This window comes from Sphingobium sp. KKT206 (assembly GCF_055640555.1).
The window spans coordinates 458,836-478,129 of record NZ_CM145764.1 but is presented as its reverse complement, the minus strand read 5'-3'; the positions used below and the strand labels follow the sequence as shown (position 1 = coordinate 478,129).

The 19,294-nt window shown below is 62.6% G+C and carries 19 protein-coding genes; 2 read left to right on the top strand and 17 right to left on the bottom strand.

Translation table 11 applies throughout. The features are described from left to right. Positions 1-39: 39 nt before the first annotated feature. The 16 genes from ACZ2HM_RS02310 to rimP form a co-directional block, all read right to left on the bottom strand. The gene (locus tag ACZ2HM_RS02310) at positions 40-828 is read right to left on the bottom strand and encodes an outer membrane protein assembly factor BamD (RefSeq protein WP_069066821.1); all 789 of its coding nucleotides are present in this window, start codon (positions 826-828) and stop codon (positions 40-42) included. A gap of 56 nt (positions 829-884) precedes the next feature. Beyond that, a complete protein-coding gene (locus tag ACZ2HM_RS02305) occupies positions 885-1,904 on the bottom strand; it encodes a sensor histidine kinase (protein ID WP_470426127.1) in 1,020 nt (339 codons plus the stop codon). Positions 1,905-2,050: 146 nt separating this feature from the next. Beyond that, positions 2,051-4,405: a polyribonucleotide nucleotidyltransferase gene (gene pnp, locus ACZ2HM_RS02300; RefSeq protein ID WP_310222645.1), complete on the bottom strand. Its 2,355-nt coding sequence runs from the start codon at positions 4,403-4,405 to the stop codon at positions 2,051-2,053. Between the two features lie 295 nt (positions 4,406-4,700). Then, the gene (gene rpsO, locus ACZ2HM_RS02295) at positions 4,701-4,970 is read right to left on the bottom strand and encodes a 30S ribosomal protein S15 (protein ID WP_037473756.1); all 270 of its coding nucleotides are present in this window, start codon (positions 4,968-4,970) and stop codon (positions 4,701-4,703) included. Further along, positions 4,971-5,987: a tRNA pseudouridine(55) synthase TruB gene (truB, locus tag ACZ2HM_RS02290; protein WP_470426126.1), complete on the bottom strand. Its 1,017-nt coding sequence runs from the start codon at positions 5,985-5,987 to the stop codon at positions 4,971-4,973. Positions 5,988-6,018: 31 nt separating this feature from the next. Continuing rightward, positions 6,019-6,597: a thymidine kinase gene (locus tag ACZ2HM_RS02285; protein WP_069064854.1), complete on the bottom strand. Its 579-nt coding sequence runs from the start codon at positions 6,595-6,597 to the stop codon at positions 6,019-6,021. A gap of 6 nt (positions 6,598-6,603) precedes the next feature. After that, a complete protein-coding gene (locus ACZ2HM_RS02280; protein WP_470426125.1) occupies positions 6,604-7,500 on the bottom strand; it encodes an alpha/beta hydrolase family protein in 897 nt (298 codons plus the stop codon). A 17-nt stretch (positions 7,501-7,517) separates the two neighbouring features. Next, the gene (locus ACZ2HM_RS02275; protein ID WP_470426124.1) at positions 7,518-7,907 is read right to left on the bottom strand and encodes a type II toxin-antitoxin system VapC family toxin; all 390 of its coding nucleotides are present in this window, start codon (positions 7,905-7,907) and stop codon (positions 7,518-7,520) included. Further along, positions 7,907-8,176, bottom strand: a complete 270-nt coding sequence (locus tag ACZ2HM_RS02270) for an AbrB/MazE/SpoVT family DNA-binding domain-containing protein (RefSeq protein WP_470426123.1) — start codon at positions 8,174-8,176, stop codon at positions 7,907-7,909. Before ACZ2HM_RS02270 ends, ACZ2HM_RS02275 begins: the two co-directional genes overlap by 1 nt. A 31-nt stretch (positions 8,177-8,207) precedes the next feature. Then, the gene (rbfA, locus tag ACZ2HM_RS02265) at positions 8,208-8,609 is read right to left on the bottom strand and encodes a 30S ribosome-binding factor RbfA (RefSeq protein ID WP_470426122.1); all 402 of its coding nucleotides are present in this window, start codon (positions 8,607-8,609) and stop codon (positions 8,208-8,210) included. After that, positions 8,602-9,321 carry a DUF6998 domain-containing protein gene (locus ACZ2HM_RS02260; protein ID WP_470426121.1) on the bottom strand — a complete coding sequence of 240 codons (720 nt, stop codon included), beginning with the start codon at positions 9,319-9,321 and terminating at the stop codon, positions 8,602-8,604. The genes rbfA and ACZ2HM_RS02260 overlap by 8 nt, the downstream gene beginning before the upstream one ends. Positions 9,322-9,342: 21 nt before the next feature. Next, positions 9,343-11,943, bottom strand: coding sequence for a translation initiation factor IF-2 (infB, locus tag ACZ2HM_RS02255; RefSeq protein ID WP_470426120.1), 2,601 nt, complete (start codon positions 11,941-11,943; stop codon positions 9,343-9,345). Between the two features lie 58 nt (positions 11,944-12,001). Beyond that, complete coding sequence (locus tag ACZ2HM_RS02250; RefSeq protein WP_470426119.1) at positions 12,002-12,670, bottom strand: DUF448 domain-containing protein; 669 nt, start codon at positions 12,668-12,670, stop codon at positions 12,002-12,004. A 63-nt stretch (positions 12,671-12,733) separates the two neighbouring features. Further along, complete coding sequence (locus ACZ2HM_RS02245; RefSeq protein ID WP_470426118.1) at positions 12,734-12,973, bottom strand: tautomerase family protein; 240 nt, start codon at positions 12,971-12,973, stop codon at positions 12,734-12,736. A gap of 6 nt (positions 12,974-12,979) precedes the next feature. Continuing rightward, positions 12,980-14,551, bottom strand: a complete 1,572-nt coding sequence (nusA, locus tag ACZ2HM_RS02240; protein ID WP_037473774.1) for a transcription termination factor NusA — start codon at positions 14,549-14,551, stop codon at positions 12,980-12,982. Positions 14,552-14,564: 13 nt separating this feature from the next. Beyond that, the gene (rimP, locus tag ACZ2HM_RS02235; protein ID WP_069064856.1) at positions 14,565-15,089 is read right to left on the bottom strand and encodes a ribosome maturation protein RimP; all 525 of its coding nucleotides are present in this window, start codon (positions 15,087-15,089) and stop codon (positions 14,565-14,567) included. A 189-nt stretch (positions 15,090-15,278) separates the two neighbouring features. Between rimP and ACZ2HM_RS02230 the strand changes: the two genes are divergently transcribed. Continuing rightward, a complete protein-coding gene (locus ACZ2HM_RS02230; RefSeq protein ID WP_470426117.1) occupies positions 15,279-16,415 on the top strand; it encodes a PQQ-dependent sugar dehydrogenase in 1,137 nt (378 codons plus the stop codon). Between the two features lie 82 nt (positions 16,416-16,497). Further along, a complete protein-coding gene (locus ACZ2HM_RS02225) occupies positions 16,498-17,610 on the top strand; it encodes an NADH:flavin oxidoreductase/NADH oxidase (RefSeq protein ID WP_470426116.1) in 1,113 nt (370 codons plus the stop codon). Positions 17,611-17,651: 41 nt separating this feature from the next. On the opposite strand, the gene ACZ2HM_RS02220 is transcribed toward ACZ2HM_RS02225, so the two are convergent. Further along, the gene (locus ACZ2HM_RS02220; protein ID WP_470426115.1) at positions 17,652-19,286 is read right to left on the bottom strand and encodes a CTP synthase; all 1,635 of its coding nucleotides are present in this window, start codon (positions 19,284-19,286) and stop codon (positions 17,652-17,654) included. Positions 19,287-19,294: the final 8 nt, after the last annotated feature.

Sequence of the window (19,294 nt, the reverse complement as noted above, 5' to 3'; positions counted from 1 at the left end):
CCCTAGCCCCTCCCGCAGGCGGGAGGGGGACAAGAAATGTTACGCCTTGCCGCCATGTTGCTGCATCAGCTTGTAGGAGCGTTCATACCATTCGGAGCCGGGATAGTTGGCACCCAATACGGCGGCGGCCTTTTGCGCTTCGGCGGGGACGCCCAGCGAGAGATAGGATTCGACCAGCCGCTCCAGCGCTTCGGGCGTGTGGGTGGTGGTCTGATATTTGTCGACCACGGTCCGGAAGCGGAGCGTGGCGGCGATCCATTGGCCACGGCGCTGATAGAAGCGGCCGACTTCCATTTCCTTGCCCGCCAGATGGTCGTTCACCAGATCAACCTTCAACCGCGCATCGGCGGCATAGCGGGTGTCGGGATAGCGACGGATCAGTTCGCCTAGCGCCGCCAGCGCCTGCTGCGTGATCTTCTGGTCGCGGGTGACGTCAGCGATCTGCTCATAATAGCAGAGCGCGATCAGATAATAAGCGTAGGGGGCGTCCTTGTTGCCGGTGTGGATCGCCAGGAAACGCTGCGCTGCGGAAACGGATTCGGCATAGTCGGTGTTCATATAATAGCTGAACGCCGACATGAGCTGCGCCCGGCGCGCCCAGGGCGAATAGGGATGCTGGCGCTCAACCTCGTCAAACAGCGCGGCGGCGAGCTTATACTGGCCGCGATCAAGCCGGTCCTTGCCGCTATTATACAGCGTCGACACGTCGCGGGCGACATATTGGGTGTCGGCCTTGTTTTTCGATGTCGAGCAGCCCGTAAGCAGAACGGCAGCAAGCAGGACCGGGGTGGTGGCCGCGCCGATGCGCGTCAGTGTTTTCGTCAGCATGATGCGGGTCATAGCCGAGCGGATCGCTGCCGCCAAGCGGCAGAATTGTCGCACGATCAACAGGCGGCGCGTGGCGGCAGGATAAGTTGTGCGACGGCACCGCCATGCGCGCCCGGCGCCAGGGTAAAGCGCCCGCCGATCTGCGCCGCCAGCGTGTTGGCGATGCGGAGCCCTAAGGATTTGCTATGTTCCACCGAGAAATCGGGCGAGACGCCGTCGCCATCGTCGGACACGCGCAGGCATAGCTCCCCTGCATGATGGTCCAACACCACGGCAATAGTCCCGCCTCGATGCGGCAGGCCATGTTCGATGGCGTTGCTGACCGCTTCGGCCACAACCAGCGCCAGAGGCACGGTGATGCCGGGTTCGAGCTGCACCTCTTCGGGCGCATCGACGCTGATTGCGATGTCGGTGCGGCCGCTGGCCTCGATGACATCGGCCGTCAGCGTCGTCAAAAAGGCCCGCACCCCCTGCCCCGCGCCGGACGGATCGTAGAGCGCCCGGCTGATCCGGCCGATCAGCGCCAATCGTTCGGAGGCGTCATCCAATGCGCGGCGGGCGACATCATGGTCGACATGGCGGCGTTGCAGCGCGAGCATCGCGGCCACGACCTGCAGATTGTTGGACACACGATGCTGCAATTCGTGGAACAGCAATTCGCGATTTTCAGCGAGCGCCGCGCTGCGTTCCCGCTCGATCGCCAGGTGGAAATTGGCGCGCTGCATGAAGTGGATCAGCACGATATCGACAAGCACGACACCGGTGTAAAAGATCATCGCTGCGGCCACGCCCGGATTGAGGACGAAGCTGTTGCGGGGGGCGATGAAGAAATACCAGGACGCAGCCGCACACAGGATTGCGGCGAACAGACCCGGCCGGACCCCGAACAGAAAAGACGCCAGAATGACCGCGGGAAAGAATGTCACGAACGGATAGCCGTCGGGCAACAGCGGTTCGGCCGCGAAGCGCAACAGCAGCGCCAGCCCACAGAAAGACAGCGTCAATATATAGGCATAGACTGGTCGGTTAAGAACGAGCGGTAGCCGTTCGACGAACCGCGCGTTGCTACGCTGCATGCCATGTTCCGATATCCATGTCGTTACACTAGCAGAACTTCATGCCAGTGCATTGATCGAAATCAGTCGGCGAACGCTGATATAAAAAAAGGCGCCCGGTCAAACCGGACGCCTTCTTTTTCTTGGTTGCTCCGAAGAGCGGACGATCAGTCCTGGGTCAGGAAGTCGGGCAGGCCGGCGTTCGAGCCATCATCCTTGCCATCGTCCTTGGCTGCGTCGTCGCGCGGGCCACGGTCGCGGCGCGGGCCACGATCGCCCCGACCTTCACCACCACGGCCTTCGCTACGTTCGCCACCACGGCCACCGCCGCCATCACGACGCGGACCACGGCCACGATCGCCACGGCCTTCGCCACCGGCGCGGGGTTCGCGCGCTTCACGGGCAGGACGGGTGTCCTCCAGCTCTTCGCCGGTTTCCTGATCGACGACGCGCATCGACAAGCGAACCTTGCCGCGCGGATCGATTTCGAGAACCTTGACCTTCACTTCCTGGCCTTCCGACACGACGTCGGTCGGCTTTTCGACGCGCTCATTCTTCATTTCGGAGACGTGGACGAGACCGTCCTTGCCACCCATGAAGTTCACGAAAGCACCGAAGTCGACGATGTTGACGACCTTGCCGTCGTAGATCTTGCCGACTTCCGCTTCCTGCGTGATGCCAAGGATCCACTTGCGCGCGGCCTCGATCTGCGCCGGATCGGACGAGCTGATCTTGATCAGACCTTCGTCGTCAATGTCGACCTTCGCGCCGGTTTCGGCGACGATTTCACGGATGACCTTGCCGCCGGTGCCGATGACTTCGCGGATCTTCGACTTGTCGATCTGCAGCGTCTCGATGCGCGGGGCATGGGCCGACAATTCGCTGCGCGTGCTGTCGAGCGCCTTGGCCATTTCGCCCAGGATGTGCGCGCGGCCTTCCTTGGCCTGATGCAGAGCGGCTTCGAAGATTTCGCGGGTGATGCCCGCAATCTTGATGTCCATCTGCATCGTGGTGATGCCTTCGGACGTGCCGGCAACCTTGAAGTCCATGTCGCCCAGATGATCTTCATCACCCAGGATATCGGACAGGACGGCAAAATTCTTGCCTTCCAGGATCAGGCCCATGGCGATGCCGGAGACCGGACGCTTCAGGGGGACGCCTGCATCCATCATCGAGAGCGAACCGCCGCAGACGGTCGCCATCGAGGAGGAACCGTTCGATTCGGTAATGTCCGAAAGAACGCGGATCGTATAGGGGAACTCGTCCTTGCTCGGCAGCACGGGGTGCAGCGCACGCCATGCGAGCTTGCCATGACCCACTTCGCGACGACCCGGCGCGCCGAAGCGGCCGACTTCACCGACCGAATAGGGCGGGAAGTTATAGTGCAGCATGAAGTTTTCATAATGCAGGCCAGTGAGGCCGTCGATCATCTGCTCGGCGTCCTTGGTGCCCAGCGTCGTGGTGCAGATCGACTGGGTTTCGCCGCGCGTGAACAGCGCCGAACCATGGGTGCGGGGCAGGAAGCCGACCATCGCTTCGATCGGACGGATCTGCGTGGTGGTACGGCCGTCGATACGCTTGCCGTCCTTGAGGATGGCGCCGCGCACGATTTCCGCTTCCAGCTTCTTGGTCAGCTTGATGCCGGCCATCACGGTCTGGGCGTCCAGGCCATCGGCGGCCAATTGTGCCTTCGCCTTGGCGCGGGCTTCGTTCAGCGCGTTCGAGCGGGCCGACTTGTCGGTCAGCTTGTAGGCGGCGGTGATGTCCTTGCCGATCAGCTTCTTGAGCTTGGCCTTCAGGTCGCCCAGATCATCGCTCTTGGCCATGTCCCAAGGATCCTTGGCGGCCTTTTCAGCGAGGCTGATGATGGCGTCGACGATCTTCTTGCTGGCGTCATGCGCGAACAGGACGGCGCCCAGCATGACTTCCTCCGACAGCTCCTTGGCTTCGGATTCGACCATCATCACCGCGTCGTAGGTGGCGGCGACGACCAGGTCGAGTTCGCCGGTCTTCACTTCGTCCAGCGACGGGTTGAGCTGATATTCGCCATCCTTGTAACCGACGCGCGCGGCGCCGATCGGGCCCATGAAGGGCACGCCCGACAGGGTCAGGGCAGCCGACGCGGCAATCATCGCCACCATGTCCGGCTCGCTTTCGCCATCGAACGACAGCACCTGGGCGATGACGTTGATTTCGTTGTAGAAGCCTTCAGGGAACAGCGGGCGGAGCGGACGGTCGATCAGGCGGGAAACCAGCGTTTCCTTTTCGGTCGCACCGCGCTCACGCTTGAAGAAGCCACCGGGGATGCGGCCGGCGGCGGAATATTTTTCCTGATAGTGAACGGTCAGCGGGAAAAAGTCCTGGCCTTCCTTCACGCTCTTGGCGGCGGTCACGGCGCACAGCACCACGGTTTCGCCATAGGTCGCCAGCACGGCGGCGTCAGCCTGGCGCGCGATGCGGCCGGTTTCGAGGGTCAGCGTCTTGCCGGCCAGCTCGATCGATACTTTCTTGACGTCAAACATAGATTTTTTCCTTCGCCCGCATCGGCCCTATTGCCGGGCGGGGCCTTTGGTGGGTCGTGTCGACCCATGAGGTGAGGAGCGAACTCCTCCTATCCGTTCGCCCTGAGCGAAGTCGAAGGGCTTTGCTGAGCGGAGGCGAAGTACACTTCGCTTCGCTCAGTAGAAGGCTTCGACAAGCTCAGCCCGAACGGTGTGGGGAAATGTCCCCTATATCATGAGCGCCGTGCCGAATTGCCCGACGCCATGTTTCAGAATCAGAAACGGCCCCGCATGGGGGCCGTCACTTTTAACAGGCTTACTTGCGCAGGCCCAGCTTGCCGATCAGGTCGGTGTAACGCGCCTGATCCTTCTTCTTGAGATAGTCCAGCAGCGAACGACGCTTGTTGACCATCATCAGCAGACCACGACGGCTGTGATTATCCTTGTGGTGACCCTTGAAATGCTCGGTGAGGTTGGTGATCCGCTCGGTCAGGATCGAAACCTGGACCTCTGGCGAACCCGTGTCACCCTCAGCGCGGGCATATTCCTTGATCAGCGCTTCCTTGCGCTCGGCAGTAATCGTCATCTAATCGTCTTCCCTCGACATCAGGTTGAAACCGCGCACCACGATGATCTCTTGATCATCCGACCGGACCAGCGCGACGGGGATGTCCCCTTGCGTCGCCAGATACAGGCCGGTGGTGGCAGTGATCCCGGTCAATACCTTCCCCTGGCGGAGCATAAGGGCTTGATCGGGAGAGACGGGGAGAGCCGGGATGTCGTCCAGCCCCGCCGTCAGCGGCAGCATAAGCCCACCGATGCCGCGCTCGTTAGCAGCATGACGCAATTTGTCCAGCGAAATCGCGGATTCCAGGGTGAAGGGACCGGCCTTGATGCGGCGGAGCATGGTGACATGGCCGACCGTGCCGAGCGCCAGCGCGATGTCGCGGGCGAGGCTGCGGATATAGGTGCCCTTGGAGACATGGGCGCGGAGGGTGATGCTGTCCAGTTCCTCCCCTGGCAGGGGAGGGGGACCAGCCGCAGGCTGGTGGAGGGGGTTGGCGTCTTGACGCGAGGAGGCGTCCAGTGGACCGCCCCCTCCACCATCGCCTTCGGCGACGGTCCCCCTCCCCGTGCCGGGGAGGATTGAATAGATCGTCACCGACCGCGTCTTCATCTCGACCTCTTCCCCCTTGCGGGCGAGATCATAAGCGCGCTGGCCGTCGATCAGGATGGCGCTATAGGCGGGCGGGGCCTGGTCGATCGGGCCGGTGAAGCGGGGCAGCACCGCTTCGACTTGCGCCAGCGTCGGCCGCACGGCGCTGGTCGCGATCACCGCGCCTTCTAGGTCGAGCGTGTCGGTCTGCGTACCGAAGGTAATCGTGAAGTCGTAGATCTTGTCGCTATCGAGCATCCGTCCGGCGAGTTTGGTCGCTTCGCCGATCGCGATCGGCAGCACGCCGGTCGCCAGCGGATCGAGCGTGCCGCCATGGCCGACCTTGCATTTGCCAGCGCCGCTGTCGCGCAGGGCGCGCTTGACCGCGGCGACGGCCTGCGTCGAGCCAAGGCCATGAGGTTTGTCGAGAATGATCCAGCCGTGCATTGTGCGCCCCTATAGGGCAGCGCGCGCGCTGTCAGCCCCGCATCTGCGCCATGAAGTGACGGCGGCACAGCGCGACATAGCGGTCATTGCCGCCGATCTGCGTCTGTTCGCCGCGCCGGATCGGCCGCCCCTCCCCGTCCACGCGCAGGTTCATGGTCGCCTTGCGCCCGCAATCGCACACCGTCTTGATCTCGCTCAGACTGTCGGCCAGCCCCAAGAGCTGCGCGCTGCCTTCGAATAATTCACCCTGGAAATCGGTGCGCAGGCCGTAGCACAGCACGGGCACGCCCAGTTCGTCGCACACCCGCCCCAATGCCCAGACCTGCGCGCGGCTTAGAAATTGCGCTTCGTCCACCAGCACGCAGGAGAGGTGCGTGTCGTGATGGCGCGCGGCGATGGCGGCGAACATATCGGTGTCAGCCTCGAACAGATGCGCCTGCGCCTCTAGCCCGATCCGCGACACGATCCGCCCTCGGCCATAGCGATCGTCCACCGCGGCGGTCCACAGCATCGTTTCCATGCCGCGTTCGCGATAGTTGAAGTCCGATTGCAGCAGCGTCGTCGATTTGCCCGCATTCATCGAGCTATAATAGAAATAGAGCTTCGCCATGGTCGCTTACCGGATCGTCGGAGCGACGCGCGACAGGAAGCGCACCAGTGCATCGGCGAGCGCGATCCGCTTGTCGGAAAAACTATGATCGGTCGGCCACACGGTCAGCCGTGCCTGCGGATTAGCGCCCTGCGCATCCGCCGCCGCCTTGCGCGCCTGATCGCCGATGCCCTTTTCCGCGCCGATGATGCTGAGCGGGCGGCGGCCATAGGCGGCCATGCGGCGGCCAAGGTCGAACTTGTCGCCGCGATCGCGGATTTCGGCCGTCAGCCCGTCGTAGGTCGCGCCGTGGAGTGGCGGCAGGTCGCTGGCCACCTCCGCCTGCCAGGCTGCCGCGCCCTCCGCCGTGGCGAGCGAGGCGACCGTTTGCGCAGGGTCCCATGGGTCGATAAGGAACAGGCCAGCGACGCGCGGTTCGGCGGCGGCGACATCGGCGGCCATGAAGCCGCCCATGCTGTGCCCGGCCACCACGATCGCGCTGGTGTCGATGCGATATTTCGCGACTGTGGCGGGCTGTTGCAGAAATTGGAGCGCGGCGAAGGCGTCGTCCGACGCACCGCCGAAGGAGAATGCGCCGGGACTGCCCCATGATCCGCGATAATGGAGCGTCAGCACATGCCACCCGGCCCGGCGCGCGGCTTGGGCGAGATCCAGATTTTGTTCGTTGCCGGGGAAGCCGTGGAGGAGCAGCAAGGTGGGGTGCAACCCGCCGCCCGCAGCGGTGTAGAGAGCCGCGTTCATCGCGCCATCGCCCGAAGGGATGACGAAGGCGCTCATGCCTGCGGGATACGCTGCGTCTGGGGCGGGATCGCTGGTGACGGCGGGGTGGATGGCGGGTTCTTTGGCGTTGGTCGGGACAAAGGCACACGACAGAAGTGCACAGGACAGCAGCAACGCCCGCATGGTTGGATTCCCCGATATCATGTCAACGTCATGACGGCGACGGGAGGCGAATCCCCTACCGTCCGCTCTATCCGCCGGTCGAATGTCAAAAACATGTCCGCCTCGGCAGCCATAGATAAATGCATCATATCAGCAAAATCAGCACCAGCGGCAAAGCGATCCAGAACCCAGTCTATGCGGGCCGGTTGCCCCAACGCTTCCGGTAAATCGATTACATCAAGCAAGGCTGCCGCGATACGCTCGCGCGGCCATCCGTAGCTCGCGCGCAATACCCACTCCGTTTCGACCAATACGGTCGGCAATAAGATAAACCCCTGCCTGATCCGGTCAGCCGCGACAGCCGCTTGCGCCAAGTCGTCGCCCGTCAGGAAGCGCACCAGCACATTTGTATCGATCGCCGCTGCCATCAGTCCTGGCGGTCGCGGAACATCTGCGTGATGGCCTGGTCCATGTCTTGAATAGAAACGGGCGGCCCTTGATGCTGGTAACGGGCCTTGATACCCACCATGATGTCTTCGAAGCTGCGACCGGACTTTTTGTGCTGGGGATTCAACAGCACCCCCCCGCCCATCGGCACGACGTCGAACACCTGCCCCGACGTAAAGCCGAGTTGGTCCCGCACATCCTTAGGGATGACAATCTGGCCCTTGGCCGAAAGAGTCGTTTTGGCGTTCATGGCGGTAAGATGCGTCTTACCGTTAGCCAAGTCAATCCTCGTCCGCGTCATCCTTGACCAAATCCTGCGCAACCTTGGGATCGCGCAGCAGCTTGTCGATGTGACTGCCTTCGTCGAAGCTGTCGTCGGCCAGGAACTTGATCTTGGCGGCATATTTGAGCCGGGTGCGCGATGCGACTTCGCGTTGGAAATAGGCGGTGTTGGTGCGCAGCGCCTTTAGCACCGCCTCCTCTTCCCGGCCCAGCAGCGGTTTGATGAAAACCGTGGCGTGGCGCAGGTCCGGCGACATGCGGACTTCGGTGACGCTCACGACATGCTTGGCCAGCACATCGTCATGCACGTCGCCGCGCTGCAGGATTTCGGACAAGATGTGCCGCACCTGTTCGCCCACGCGCAACGCGCGGACGGGTGCGCTACCTGTATCGTTACTCACTGCTCATACTCGTCAACGCCTTGATAATTCCGGCACCCAACTGCCTAGTGTTCTTAGCTTTGCCACTGCCATTTAAGATATCGACGCCCAGTTCAGCGGCAATCTTGCGCAGAACCGGCTTGACGACTGCCACTGGAACAGAATTTTCCGTAATCCCGATCGATCCGTTTTCATATTCCCGGATGACAAATTCGCCAAAATGGCCCTCTTCACGAACATTCAGGCCTTGCAACGATGAGATGGCAACACGCTTGCCCCTGATGGGATAATCAATATCCCCATTTGCAAGATAACGGAGATGATCACCAAAATACGGCTTTCCTATGTCCAGCAGCGTTTCGACTGACAAGCCTTCCTCGTCGTCAACATTCAAACGCAAAATCATGATACGGTCGACCAAATCCAAAGTGGACCGGTTGAAACTCGCTCGCACGCTTGTTGTAACCGTTTTTACAGAAATGCGTTCACCTTCTAGGCTGACTACGTCATAGCCTCGCTGATTTGTCATCGAAGCCATCTGGCCACGGGTAATCATCGCTGCATAAAGCTCGCCAATGCGACCAGTAAGGTGATTAAGTTCGCCTGCCGCAACACCCCAATCCAATTCTTTCTCAAACCAGTTCAGCGCCTCTGCGAGAGATTGGATGATCTGGATTTGTGAAAGAGCCATAAACTGATTACCATACCTACCGGCCGCAGGGATGCGCGCCATTTGACACGCATCCCCTTATGATCACAGCGTACGGACGCGTTCCTCGACCTCGAACAGTTCGAGCGTGTCGCCGGCCTTGATGTCGTTGGTGTCCTGCAACACCGCACCACATTCCATGCCCGCGCGGACTTCGGACACATCGTCCTTGAAGCGCCGCAGCGAGTGGATGACCGTTTTCGACACGATGACATCGTCGCGGGTGAGGCGCGCATTAAGCCCCTTGCGGATGATGCCTTCCATGACGAGCAGGCCTGCCGCCTTGTCCTTCTTGCCGGCCGGGAAGACCTGCAGGACTTCGGCGCGACCGACGATCGTTTCGATGCGTTCCGGCGCGAGCTGGCCCGCCATTTCGTTGCGCACTTCTTCGAGCAGATCGTAGATCACATCATAATAGCGCAACGAGATCTTCTCGCGGATCGCCAGCGGACGCGCCTTGGCATTGGGACGGACGTTGAAGCCGATCAGCGGGGCACGGCTGGCGGACGCCAGGGTGACATCGCTTTCGGTGATCGCACCGACGCCAGAACTCAAGATACGCACCTTGATCTCGTCGGTCGAAATGCGGTTCAGCGCACTGACGATCGCTTCGACCGATCCCTGCACGTCGCCGCGGATGACCACCGGATATTCGATGACCTTGGTGCTGAGCGCCGAGAACATATTTTCGAAATTGGTCGGCACCGATGCCGTCCGCTTGCGGGTGATCTGTTCCTGACGATAGGCGGCGACCTCACGGGCACGCGCCTCATTCTCCACGACCGTCATCTGGTCGCCCGCCATCGGCACGCCCGACAGGCCCAATATCTCGACCGGGGTCGATGGTCCGGCCGATTTGACCTGCTGGCCCTTGTCGTTGATCAGCGCACGCACCTTGCCGCTTTCCGCGCCGATGACGAAGGTGTCACCGACCTTGAGCGTGCCCTTGCGCACCAGCACGGTCGCGACCGCACCACGGCCCCGGTCGAGCTGCGCCTCGATCACATTGCCTTCGGCCGCGCGATCGGGGTTGGCGGTCAACTCCATCAGTTCGGCCTGGAGCAGGATCTTTTCGATCAGCTCATCAAGGCCGGTCTTCTTGAGCGCCGAAACCTCCACGTCCTGAACGTCGCCGCCCATATCCTCGACCACGATTTCTTCGCTCAACAGGCGCTCACGCACCTTTTGCGGGTTCGCGTCAGGCTTATCGACCTTGTTGATCGCCACGATCATCGGCACGCCGGCCGCCTTGGTGTGGTTGATCGCTTCGATCGTCTGCGGCATCAGCCCGTCGTCGGCCGCCACCACCAGGATGACGATATCGGTGACGTTTGCGCCACGGGCGCGCATTTCAGAGAAGGCTTCATGGCCCGGCGTGTCGAGGAAGGTGATGACATCGCCCTTCTTCGTCGTCACCTGATAGGCGCCGATATGCTGGGTGATGCCACCGCTTTCGCCCGACACGACACTGGTGCCGCGCAGAGCGTCGAGCAGCGACGTCTTGCCATGATCGACATGACCCATGATCGTGACCACGGGCGCACGGGGCTTGAGCGCTTCGACCGCATCGGCCTCACCCTCGATCCCGATTTCGATGTCGGCGTCCGACACGCGCTGAATGCGGTGGCCGAATTCCTCGACCAGCAATTCGGCGGTATCCTGATCGATCGACTGGTTGAGCGTGACCGCCTGCCCCATCTTGAACAGCGACTTGACCAGATCCGCGCCCTTTTCGGCCATACGGTTGGCCAGTTCCTGCACGGTGATGACTTCGGGCACGATCACGTCGCGCGACTGTTTCTCGCGCGTCTTGGAGCCACCGGCATAATGAGCGCGGCGTTCCTTTTCACGGGCACGCTTGAGCGCTGCAAGGCTGCGGGCGCGGGCGCTGTCGTCATCGGCCAGCGCCTTGGTGACGGTGAGCTTGCCCGCCTGGCGACGATTATCCTCGCCCTTCTTCGCCCGTTCCGGCTTGGTCGGTTCGGGACGCTTGACCGGCGTAACCGGGGTGAAGCGGCGCGGCGGCGGCGGAGCGGCCGTGGTCGGCGCAGCAGCGGCACCAGCGTCGGCCTCGACCGGCGCTTCAGCGGGCTGAGCGGCGGCTTCCTGCGGCGCGGCGGGCGTTTCGGCGACGGGCGTGGGTTCGGGCGCAGGCGCTTCCTCGACCGCTGGCGCGGACGCGGCGGTTTCGGCGGCCTGGCGATTTTCTTCGGCGCGGCGCTTTTCGGCTTCGATCGCGGCGAGACGCGCGGCGTCTTCACGACGACGCGCATCTTCCTGCGCGTTCATACGGGCTTCTTCGGCTTCACGCAGCAGCTTGGCCTGCAATTCCTGACGCGACATCAGGCTCTGCGGCGGGGCGGTGCGCACCGGCTGTTGCTGGCGCGGCGGAGGCGGCGCAGCCGGACGCGGCGCGGCGGGCGCAGCGGCGGCCGTCGGCGCGGGATCGGCCTGCGGCGTGGCAGCGGGCGCACCACCGGTGCTTTCGCCCGGCTTGCCCAGGACGCGGCGCCGCTTCACTTCGACCACGACCGTATTCTTGCGGCCATGGCTGAACTGCTGCTGCACCTGACCGGATTCCACGGTCCGCTTGATGCCCAGTGGCTTGCGGCCCAGAACCGGCTTGTCTTCCTTGCTGTCACTCATACGATCGAACTTAACCCTTCACTTCCGCTTCGGCCGGATAGGCCCGCCGACGCCTTATTTATACGTTTGCCTGGACGCCCGGCGCATCGGTGGAGCGTGGCTCCCCATGCACAGGCGCCTCAGCAGCGCAACCCAGATAGCTTTCCAATCGGCCGATGGCCGCACGCAGACGCGACGCCGCACGCGAGTCGGTCACTGCGATATGGACGACATTGTCGCGCCCCATTGCCATAGATAGGGCGTTGCGGTCCACAGGCAAGACGATGCCCGCAAGATCCGTGCCTTCCGCTTCCTGTCCGACGCGCAGCGCCTGGTCCAGTTTGCGGTTGCCGTCGGGCGCCGCATCCATTGCGTGGAGCAGCAACCGCACCTGGCCCTTGCGGCAGGCGACGTCAATCTTTTCCGATCCGGTCAGCAGCATCGACGCGCGCGATTCCAGCCCCAGCCGGTCAAGCAGCGCGCGGCGCAGCCCGGTTTCGATTTGCTCCGCCAGATCGTCGGGGATCGCCAGTTCGCATGTCTTGAAAGCGCGGGCGATGGCGCCGCGCAACTTGCCCTTGGCCAGCGCCACTTCCAGTTCGGCGCGCGATACCCCGATCCAGGCACCGCGGCCCGGCGCCTTGGCGCGCAGGTCGGGAAGCAACTGATCCTCCGGGCCGATGGCCAGGCGGATGAGATGGTCGGGGTCGGCGCGATCGCCGGTCAATATGCATTTGCGTTCGGTCATGCCTGCCCCTCCGCCAAAACGGATGAACTGGCAACCCCAACGCTATTGGATAGGCCTAAACGCTCATCGGGGAGTGTCCGCAACATTGGCGTCCTCCCTTGATAAAGGGACAACCGGCGCGCGGTCAGCCAGAAGCTGACCCGCCGCGCCATAATTCTCGGTCGAAATCTCCGAAATCACCACCTGCACGGCAGCCGCAGGCTTTCCCAGCCGCTCAACGAGCGACTGGGTGACGTCGGCAACGATCGCGGCTTTTTGCGCGCGGGTTGCCGTGCCGGCCAGACGGATATCGACAAATGGCATCTTGGCTTAAGCTTCCTCGTCTTCAAACCAATGCGCACGGGCGGCCATGATGATCTCATTGCCCTGCTCGTCCGACAGGCCATAGGCGGCCAGGATGCCGCCCTTGTCCTCGGTCGTTTCGCTCTTGCGGCGGCGTTGGTCAACGCGCTTCTTCTGCACCAGCTCGTCGGTGGCCAGGTCGGCCAGATCATCGAGCGTCTTGATGCCCGCCTTGCCCAGCGTCACCAGCATGGCTTCGGTGAGGTGCGGCATGTCGGCCAACGCATCTTCGACGCCCAGTGCCTGACGCTCTTCGCGCGCGGCGGCTTCGCGACGATCGAGCGCTTCCTGCGCGCGGTTCTGCAGCTCGGCGGCGAGGTCTTCGTCGAAACCTTCGATCCCGGCCAGTTCCTCGACGCTGACATAGGCGACTTCTTCCAGCTCGCCAAAGCCTTCGGCGACCAGCAGCTGCGACAGCGTTTCGTCCACGTCCAGTTCGTTCTGGAACAGTTCGGAGCGCGACACGAATTCCTTCTGGCGCTTCTCGCTGGCGTCGGCTTCGGTCATGATGTCGATCGCCTTGCCGGTCAATTGGCTGGCGAGGCGGACATTCTGGCCGCGACGGCCGATGGCGAGGCTGAGCTGATCGTCGGGGACGACCACTTCGATCCGCTCTTCTTCCTCATCGATGACGACGCGGCTGACCTGGGCCGGCTGGAGCGCGTTGACGACGAAGGTCGCGGTATCTTCCGACCAGGGGATGATGTCGATCTTTTCGCCCTGCATTTCCTGCACGACGGCCTGCACGCGGCTGCCCTTCATGCCGACGCAGGCACCGACCGGATCAATGCTGCTGTCGCGGCTGATGACGCCGATCTTGGCGCGGCTGCCCGGATCGCGGGCGGCGGCCATGATGGTGATGACGCCGTCATAGATTTCGGGGACTTCCTGCGCGAACAGCTTCTTCATGAATTCGGGATGGGCGCGGGACAGGAAAATCTGCGGTCCGCGATTTTCGCGGCGGACGTTCAGCACGACCGAACGGATGCGGTCACCGACGCGGACGACTTCGCGCGGGATCTGCTGGTCGCGGCGGATGACGCCTTCGGCCCGGCCGAGGTTCACGACGACATGGCCGAATTCGACCGACTTGACGACGCCGGTGATGATCTCCCCCACCCGGTCCTTGAATTCTTCATGCTGACGCTCGCGCTCGGCATCGCGGACCTTCTGGAAGATCACCTGCTTGGCCGACTGGGCATCGATGCGGCCCAAGTCGATGGCGGGCAGCGGATCGACGATGAAGTCGCCGACGACCGAGTCTGCCTTGAGCTTCTGCGCGGCCTTCAGATCGACCTGCTTGAAATAATCCTCGACCGTGTCGACCACCTCGACCACGCGCCACAAGCGCAGGTCGCCGGTTTCCGGGTCCAGCTTGGCACGGATGTCGTTTTCAGCGCCATAGCGCGCACGCGCGGCGCGCTGGATCGCATCCTCCATCGCCTCGATGACGATGGCCTTGTCGATCATCTTTTCCGACGCCACCGAATTGGCGATGGCGATCAGTTCTGCCCGGTTGGCGGAAATGGCGTTGGCCATGACTTATGAACCCTTATTCTTCGGTTTCAAATTCATCCGCCCCATCGGAGGAAAGCGGCATGGTAGCAGAAATCAGCGCGTCGGTCAGCACCAGCTTGGCACCATCGATCAGGCCGAAGGGGATGACGACATCGCCAGCCTTGGTATCGCGAAACTGGATATCCTCGCCCTCGACCCCGCCAAGGATGCCCTTGAAGGTCTTGCGGCCCTCGATCGCCTCGGTCACGGTGATGCGCGCTTCGAACCCGCCCCATTCGACAAAGTCGTGCAGGCGGGTGAGCGGACGGTCGATGCCGGGCGAACTGACTTCGAGGCGATAGGCCTCCTCGATCGGATCGACCTCGTCGAGCAAATCGGACAGGCGGCGCGACAAAGCGGCGCAATCCTCGATCACCAACTGCTTGGTTTCGGGGCGTTCGGCCATGATCTGGAGCGTGCGATCATCGCCCGATCCGAACAGCTTGATCCGCACAAGGTCAAAACCCAAAGCCTTCGCCTCAGGTTCGATCAAAGCTGTCAGTGCGGCGATGTCCGCCATGCGATCTCCAAATCCAGATATATGCGCGCTTTCGCTGCCGCAGGCTGGTAGCCTGCGACCCTGACATGTTTGACGATGTAAGGAAGCAATGCCGATATAGGCGGACACCATTAAATCTGCAACATTAATCGTCGCCACTCATTCTATCGCTCAAGACCCACCTGTGAACGCTCATAACCGGAGATCGCGATGCGCCGTATAGCCATGACCGCCCTGCCCCTCATCCTCATGGCCTGTTCGGCCGAAAACGCCACGGGCCAGAATGCGGCCGCGCCTGTCGACAAGCCCTTTGCCACCGCCACGATCGCGGATTTCGATTCGCCATGGGCGATGACCTTCCTGCCCGACGGCCGCGCGCTGGTGACGGAAAAGGCGGGCGAAATGCTGTTGTTCGATCCCAAGAATGGCACGAAAATCCCGATCGCGGGCATCCCGACCGTCGATAGCGCCGGACAAGGCGGATTGATGGACGTCGTCCTGTCGCCCGGCTTCGCGCAGGACAAGATGGTCTATTTCAGCTTTTCCGAAAGCCGTGACGGCGGCAAGGGCGTCGCACTGGCCAAGGGGGCGTTTGCCCAAGCGAGCGACGGGACGACCAGCCTGACCGATGTGCAGGTGATTTTCCGCGCCAGCCCCTATGTCGAGGGCAATGGCCATTATTCCGGGCGCATCGCCTTTTCGCCCGACGGCAAATATCTGTTCTTCACCAATGGCGAGCGGCAGAAATTCGATCCGGCCCAAGACCCCAAATCGACCCTGGGCAAAGTGCTGCGCCTCAATCCCGACGGCACCCCGGCGGCGGGCAATCCGCTGGCCGCCAAGGGTTTTCATCCCGCCATCTGGTCCTATGGCCATCGCAATCTGCTCGGCATCGCCTTTGACGCCGATGGCCGCCTGTGGGAGCAGGAAATGGGGCCGAAGGGCGGCGACGAGGTGAACCTCATCAAGCCGGGCCTCAACTATGGCTATCCCACCGTGTCGAACGGCAGCCATTATGACGGCCGCGACATTCCCGATCACAAGCCTGGCGATGGCTTTGAAGCGCCCAAGGTGAGCTGGAATCCGGTCATCTCGCCGGGCGGCCTGCTCTATTATTCGGGCGATATGTTCCCGGCCTGGAAGGGATCGCTGTTCATCGGCGGCCTGTCGAGCAAGGCGTTGGTCCGGGTCAAGCTGGACGGCGACAATGCAGCCAAGGGCGATCAATGGGACATGGGCGCGCGCATCCGCGATGTCGACCAGGGGCCGGACGGCGCGCTGTGGGTGCTGGAGGATGGCGGCGATGGCTCACAAGGCCGGTTGTTGAAACTGACGCCCAAGCGCTGAATAGAGCCGCGGTGCCCTTGATCGACGAGCGTTTCGGTCGAGGGTATCGTGCCAGAAGGTTTCACCGTTCGAAAGGTAGCGCATGAGCGGACCAAAATTATTCGAGCCGATCACGGTCGGCGGCCTGACACTGGACAACCGCATCGTCATCGCGCCGATGTGCCATTATTCGGCCGTCGATGGCCAGATGAATGATTGGCATCAAATCCATCTGGGGCAGTTGGCGCTGTCCGGCGCGGGATTGCTGACGATCGAGGCCAGTGCCGTCCTGCCCGAAGGCCGGATCAGCCATGCCGATGTCGGGTTATGGGATGATGCGACCCAGGCGGCGATGCAACAGGTGCTGGACAGCGTGCGCCGCCATTCCGACATGCCGATTGCGATTCAGTTGGGCCATGCCGGTCGCAAGGCATCGACGCACGTCCCCTGGCAGGGGGGCAAGCAAATTGCGCCGGACGCGGTCAATGGCTGGCAGACCGTTGCTCCGTCAGCCCTGCCCTTCACGCCCGGTAGCGTTGCGCCGCGCGCTCTGGATCGCGATGGCATTGCCAAGCTGATCGAGGCGTTTGTGAGCGCAGCGAAACGCGCGCATCATCTGGGCATCGACGCCATCCAATTACACGGCGCGCATGGTTATCTGCTGCATCAATTTCTCTCGCCCCTCTCCAACCAGCGGGACGATGATTATGGGGGAAGTCTGGAAAACCGGATGCGCCTGCCGCTGGAAATCTTCGATGCCGTCCGCGCGGCCTTCCCTGCCGATAAGCCGGTGACGATGCGCGTCTCCGGCACGGACTGGGTAGAGGGCGGATGGGATATCGAGCAGACCATCGCCTTCGCCAAAGCGTTGGAGGCGCGGGGTTGCGCGGCCATCCATGTGTCGAGCGGCGGGCTGCATCCCGATCAGGCGATACCGGTCGGGCCGAGCTATCAGGTGCCGCTGGCGCGTGCCGTCAAGCAGGCCGTGTCGATCCCCGTTGTCGCCGTAGGGCTGATCACTGATTTCGAGCAGGCCGAGGCGATTGTCGGGACGGGGGACGCGGATATGATCGCGATCGCGCGGACGATTCTCTACGATCCACGCTGGCCATGGCATGCGGCGGCGCATCTGGGTGCGACCGTCAAGGCGCCCAACCAATATCTGCGGTGCCAGCCGCGCCAATATCGCCACCTGTTCGACGCCGCGCGTCCCTGAACGCCAAAAAAAAAGGGAGCGTCGAAGCGCTCCCTTTTTCCTTATACCAACCGGCTCTGCTTGACCGCCGCTTCGATGAAGCTGGCGAACAAGGGATGCGGGTCGAAGGGTTTGGATTTCAGTTCCGGGTGGAACTGGACGCCGACGAACCAGGGATGGTCAGGCCGCTCGACGATTTCGGGCAGCGTGCCGTCGGGCGACATGCCGGAGAAGAGCAGACCGCCCTTTTCCAGCGGCTCGCGATAGCCGGCGTTGACTTCATAGCGATGGCGGTGCCGTTCGCTGATTTCGGTGGTGCCATAGACGCCTGCGACAACGCTGTTGCCCGTCAGTTTGGCGGGATAAGCGCCCAGCCGCATCGTGCCGCCAAGGTCGGTTTCGGCGGTGCGCTTCTGCAAGCCTTCGGTGCTCATCCATTCGGTGATGAGGCCGACGACCGGCTCGCTGGTTTCGCCAAATTCAGTGGTCGAAGCACTGGCGATGCCCGCGGTGTTCCGCGCGCCTTCGATACAGGCCATCTGCATGCCGAGGCAGATGCCGAAGAAGGGCACGCCGCGTTCGCGCGCGAACTGGACCGAAGCGATCTTGCCTTCCGACCCGCGCACGCCGAAGCCGCCGGGGACCAGGATGCCGTGCATCGGTTCCAGCCGCGCGGTGATGTCCGAATCCGCTTCCTCGAACAGTTCCGCGTCGATCCACTTGATGTTGACCTTTACCCGATTGGCAAGGCCGCCATGGTGGAGCGCTTCGTGCAGCGATTTATAGGCGTCGAGCAGGCCGACATATTTGCCGACCACGCCGATCGTCACTTCGCCTTCCGGGTTCTTCTGCCGGTCCATGATGTCGTCCCACCGCTCCATCGAGGGCTCAGGCGCTTCATCGATGCCAAAGGCGCGCAGGACTTCGGCGTCCAGCCCTTCGGCATGATATTGCTGGGGCACGGCATAGATGCTGGAGGCGTCGAGCGCGGGGATGACCGCTTCGGGGCGCACGTTGCAGAACAGCGCGATCTTCTTGCGCTCGCTTTCGGGCAAGGGATGTTCGCAGCGGCACAGCAAGATGTCCGGCTGGATGCCGAGCGACGTCAGTTCGCGGACGCTATGCTGGGTCGGCTTGGTCTTCAGTTCGCCGGCCGCCGCGATGTACGGCACCAGCGTCACATGGACGAAGATCGACTGGCCACGATCAAGGTCGTTATGCAGCTGGCGAATCGCCTCCATGAAGGGCAGCGATTCGATATCGCCCACGGTGCCGCCGATCTCGCACAGGACGAAGTCGAGACCGTCGGTATCGGCGAGGGCGAACGCCTTGATCTCGTCCGTGACGTGTGGAATGACCTGTACGGTTGCGCCCAGATAATCGCCGCGCCGTTCGCGCTGGATGATCGTCTGATAGACGCGGCCCTGCGTGACATTGTCCGACTGGCGCGCGGAAACGCCGGTAAAGCGTTCATAATGGCCAAGATCGAGGTCGGTTTCCGCACCATCGTCGGTCACATAGACTTCGCCATGCTGATAGGGGGACATGGTCCCCGGATCGACGTTGAGATAGGGGTCGAATTTCCGAATGCGGACGCGATAGCCCCTCGCTTGCAGCAGCGCTGCAAGGGATGCGGCCATGAGGCCTTTTCCGAGCGAGGAGACCACGCCGCCGGTGATGAATATATACCGCGCCATGGGAGAGA

Excerpts from the sequence above, each read along its gene's own strand:
- ACZ2HM_RS02310 (WP_069066821.1), bottom strand. The coding sequence starts at position 828 with ATGCTGACGAAAACACTGACGCGCATCGGCGCGGCCACCACCCCGGTC.
- ACZ2HM_RS02305 (WP_470426127.1), bottom strand. The coding sequence starts at position 1,904 with ATGCAGCGTAGCAACGCGCGGTTCGTCGAACGGCTACCGCTCGTTCTT.
- pnp (WP_310222645.1), bottom strand. The coding sequence starts at position 4,405 with ATGTTTGACGTCAAGAAAGTATCGATCGAGCTGGCCGGCAAGACGCTG.
- rpsO (WP_037473756.1), bottom strand. The coding sequence starts at position 4,970 with ATGACGATTACTGCCGAGCGCAAGGAAGCGCTGATCAAGGAATATGCC.
- truB (WP_470426126.1), bottom strand. The coding sequence starts at position 5,987 with ATGCACGGCTGGATCATTCTCGACAAACCTCATGGCCTTGGCTCGACG.
- ACZ2HM_RS02285 (WP_069064854.1), bottom strand. The coding sequence starts at position 6,597 with ATGGCGAAGCTCTATTTCTATTATAGCTCGATGAATGCGGGCAAATCG.
- ACZ2HM_RS02280 (WP_470426125.1), bottom strand. The coding sequence starts at position 7,500 with ATGCGGGCGTTGCTGCTGTCCTGTGCACTTCTGTCGTGTGCCTTTGTC.
- ACZ2HM_RS02275 (WP_470426124.1), bottom strand. The coding sequence starts at position 7,907 with ATGGCAGCGGCGATCGATACAAATGTGCTGGTGCGCTTCCTGACGGGC.
- ACZ2HM_RS02270 (WP_470426123.1), bottom strand. The coding sequence starts at position 8,176 with ATGAACGCCAAAACGACTCTTTCGGCCAAGGGCCAGATTGTCATCCCT.
- ACZ2HM_RS02260 (WP_470426121.1), bottom strand. The coding sequence starts at position 9,321 with ATGGCGCGCATCCCTGCGGCCGGTAGGTATGGTAATCAGTTTATGGCT.
- infB (WP_470426120.1), bottom strand. The coding sequence starts at position 11,943 with ATGAGTGACAGCAAGGAAGACAAGCCGGTTCTGGGCCGCAAGCCACTG.
- ACZ2HM_RS02250 (WP_470426119.1), bottom strand. The coding sequence starts at position 12,670 with ATGACCGAACGCAAATGCATATTGACCGGCGATCGCGCCGACCCCGAC.
- ACZ2HM_RS02245 (WP_470426118.1), bottom strand. The coding sequence starts at position 12,973 with ATGCCATTTGTCGATATCCGTCTGGCCGGCACGGCAACCCGCGCGCAA.
- nusA (WP_037473774.1), bottom strand. The coding sequence starts at position 14,551 with ATGGCCAACGCCATTTCCGCCAACCGGGCAGAACTGATCGCCATCGCC.
- rimP (WP_069064856.1), bottom strand. The coding sequence starts at position 15,089 with ATGGCGGACATCGCCGCACTGACAGCTTTGATCGAACCTGAGGCGAAG.
- ACZ2HM_RS02230 (WP_470426117.1), top strand. The coding sequence starts at position 15,279 with ATGCGCCGTATAGCCATGACCGCCCTGCCCCTCATCCTCATGGCCTGT.
- ACZ2HM_RS02225 (WP_470426116.1), top strand. The coding sequence starts at position 16,498 with ATGAGCGGACCAAAATTATTCGAGCCGATCACGGTCGGCGGCCTGACA.
- ACZ2HM_RS02220 (WP_470426115.1), bottom strand. The coding sequence starts at position 19,286 with ATGGCGCGGTATATATTCATCACCGGCGGCGTGGTCTCCTCGCTCGGA.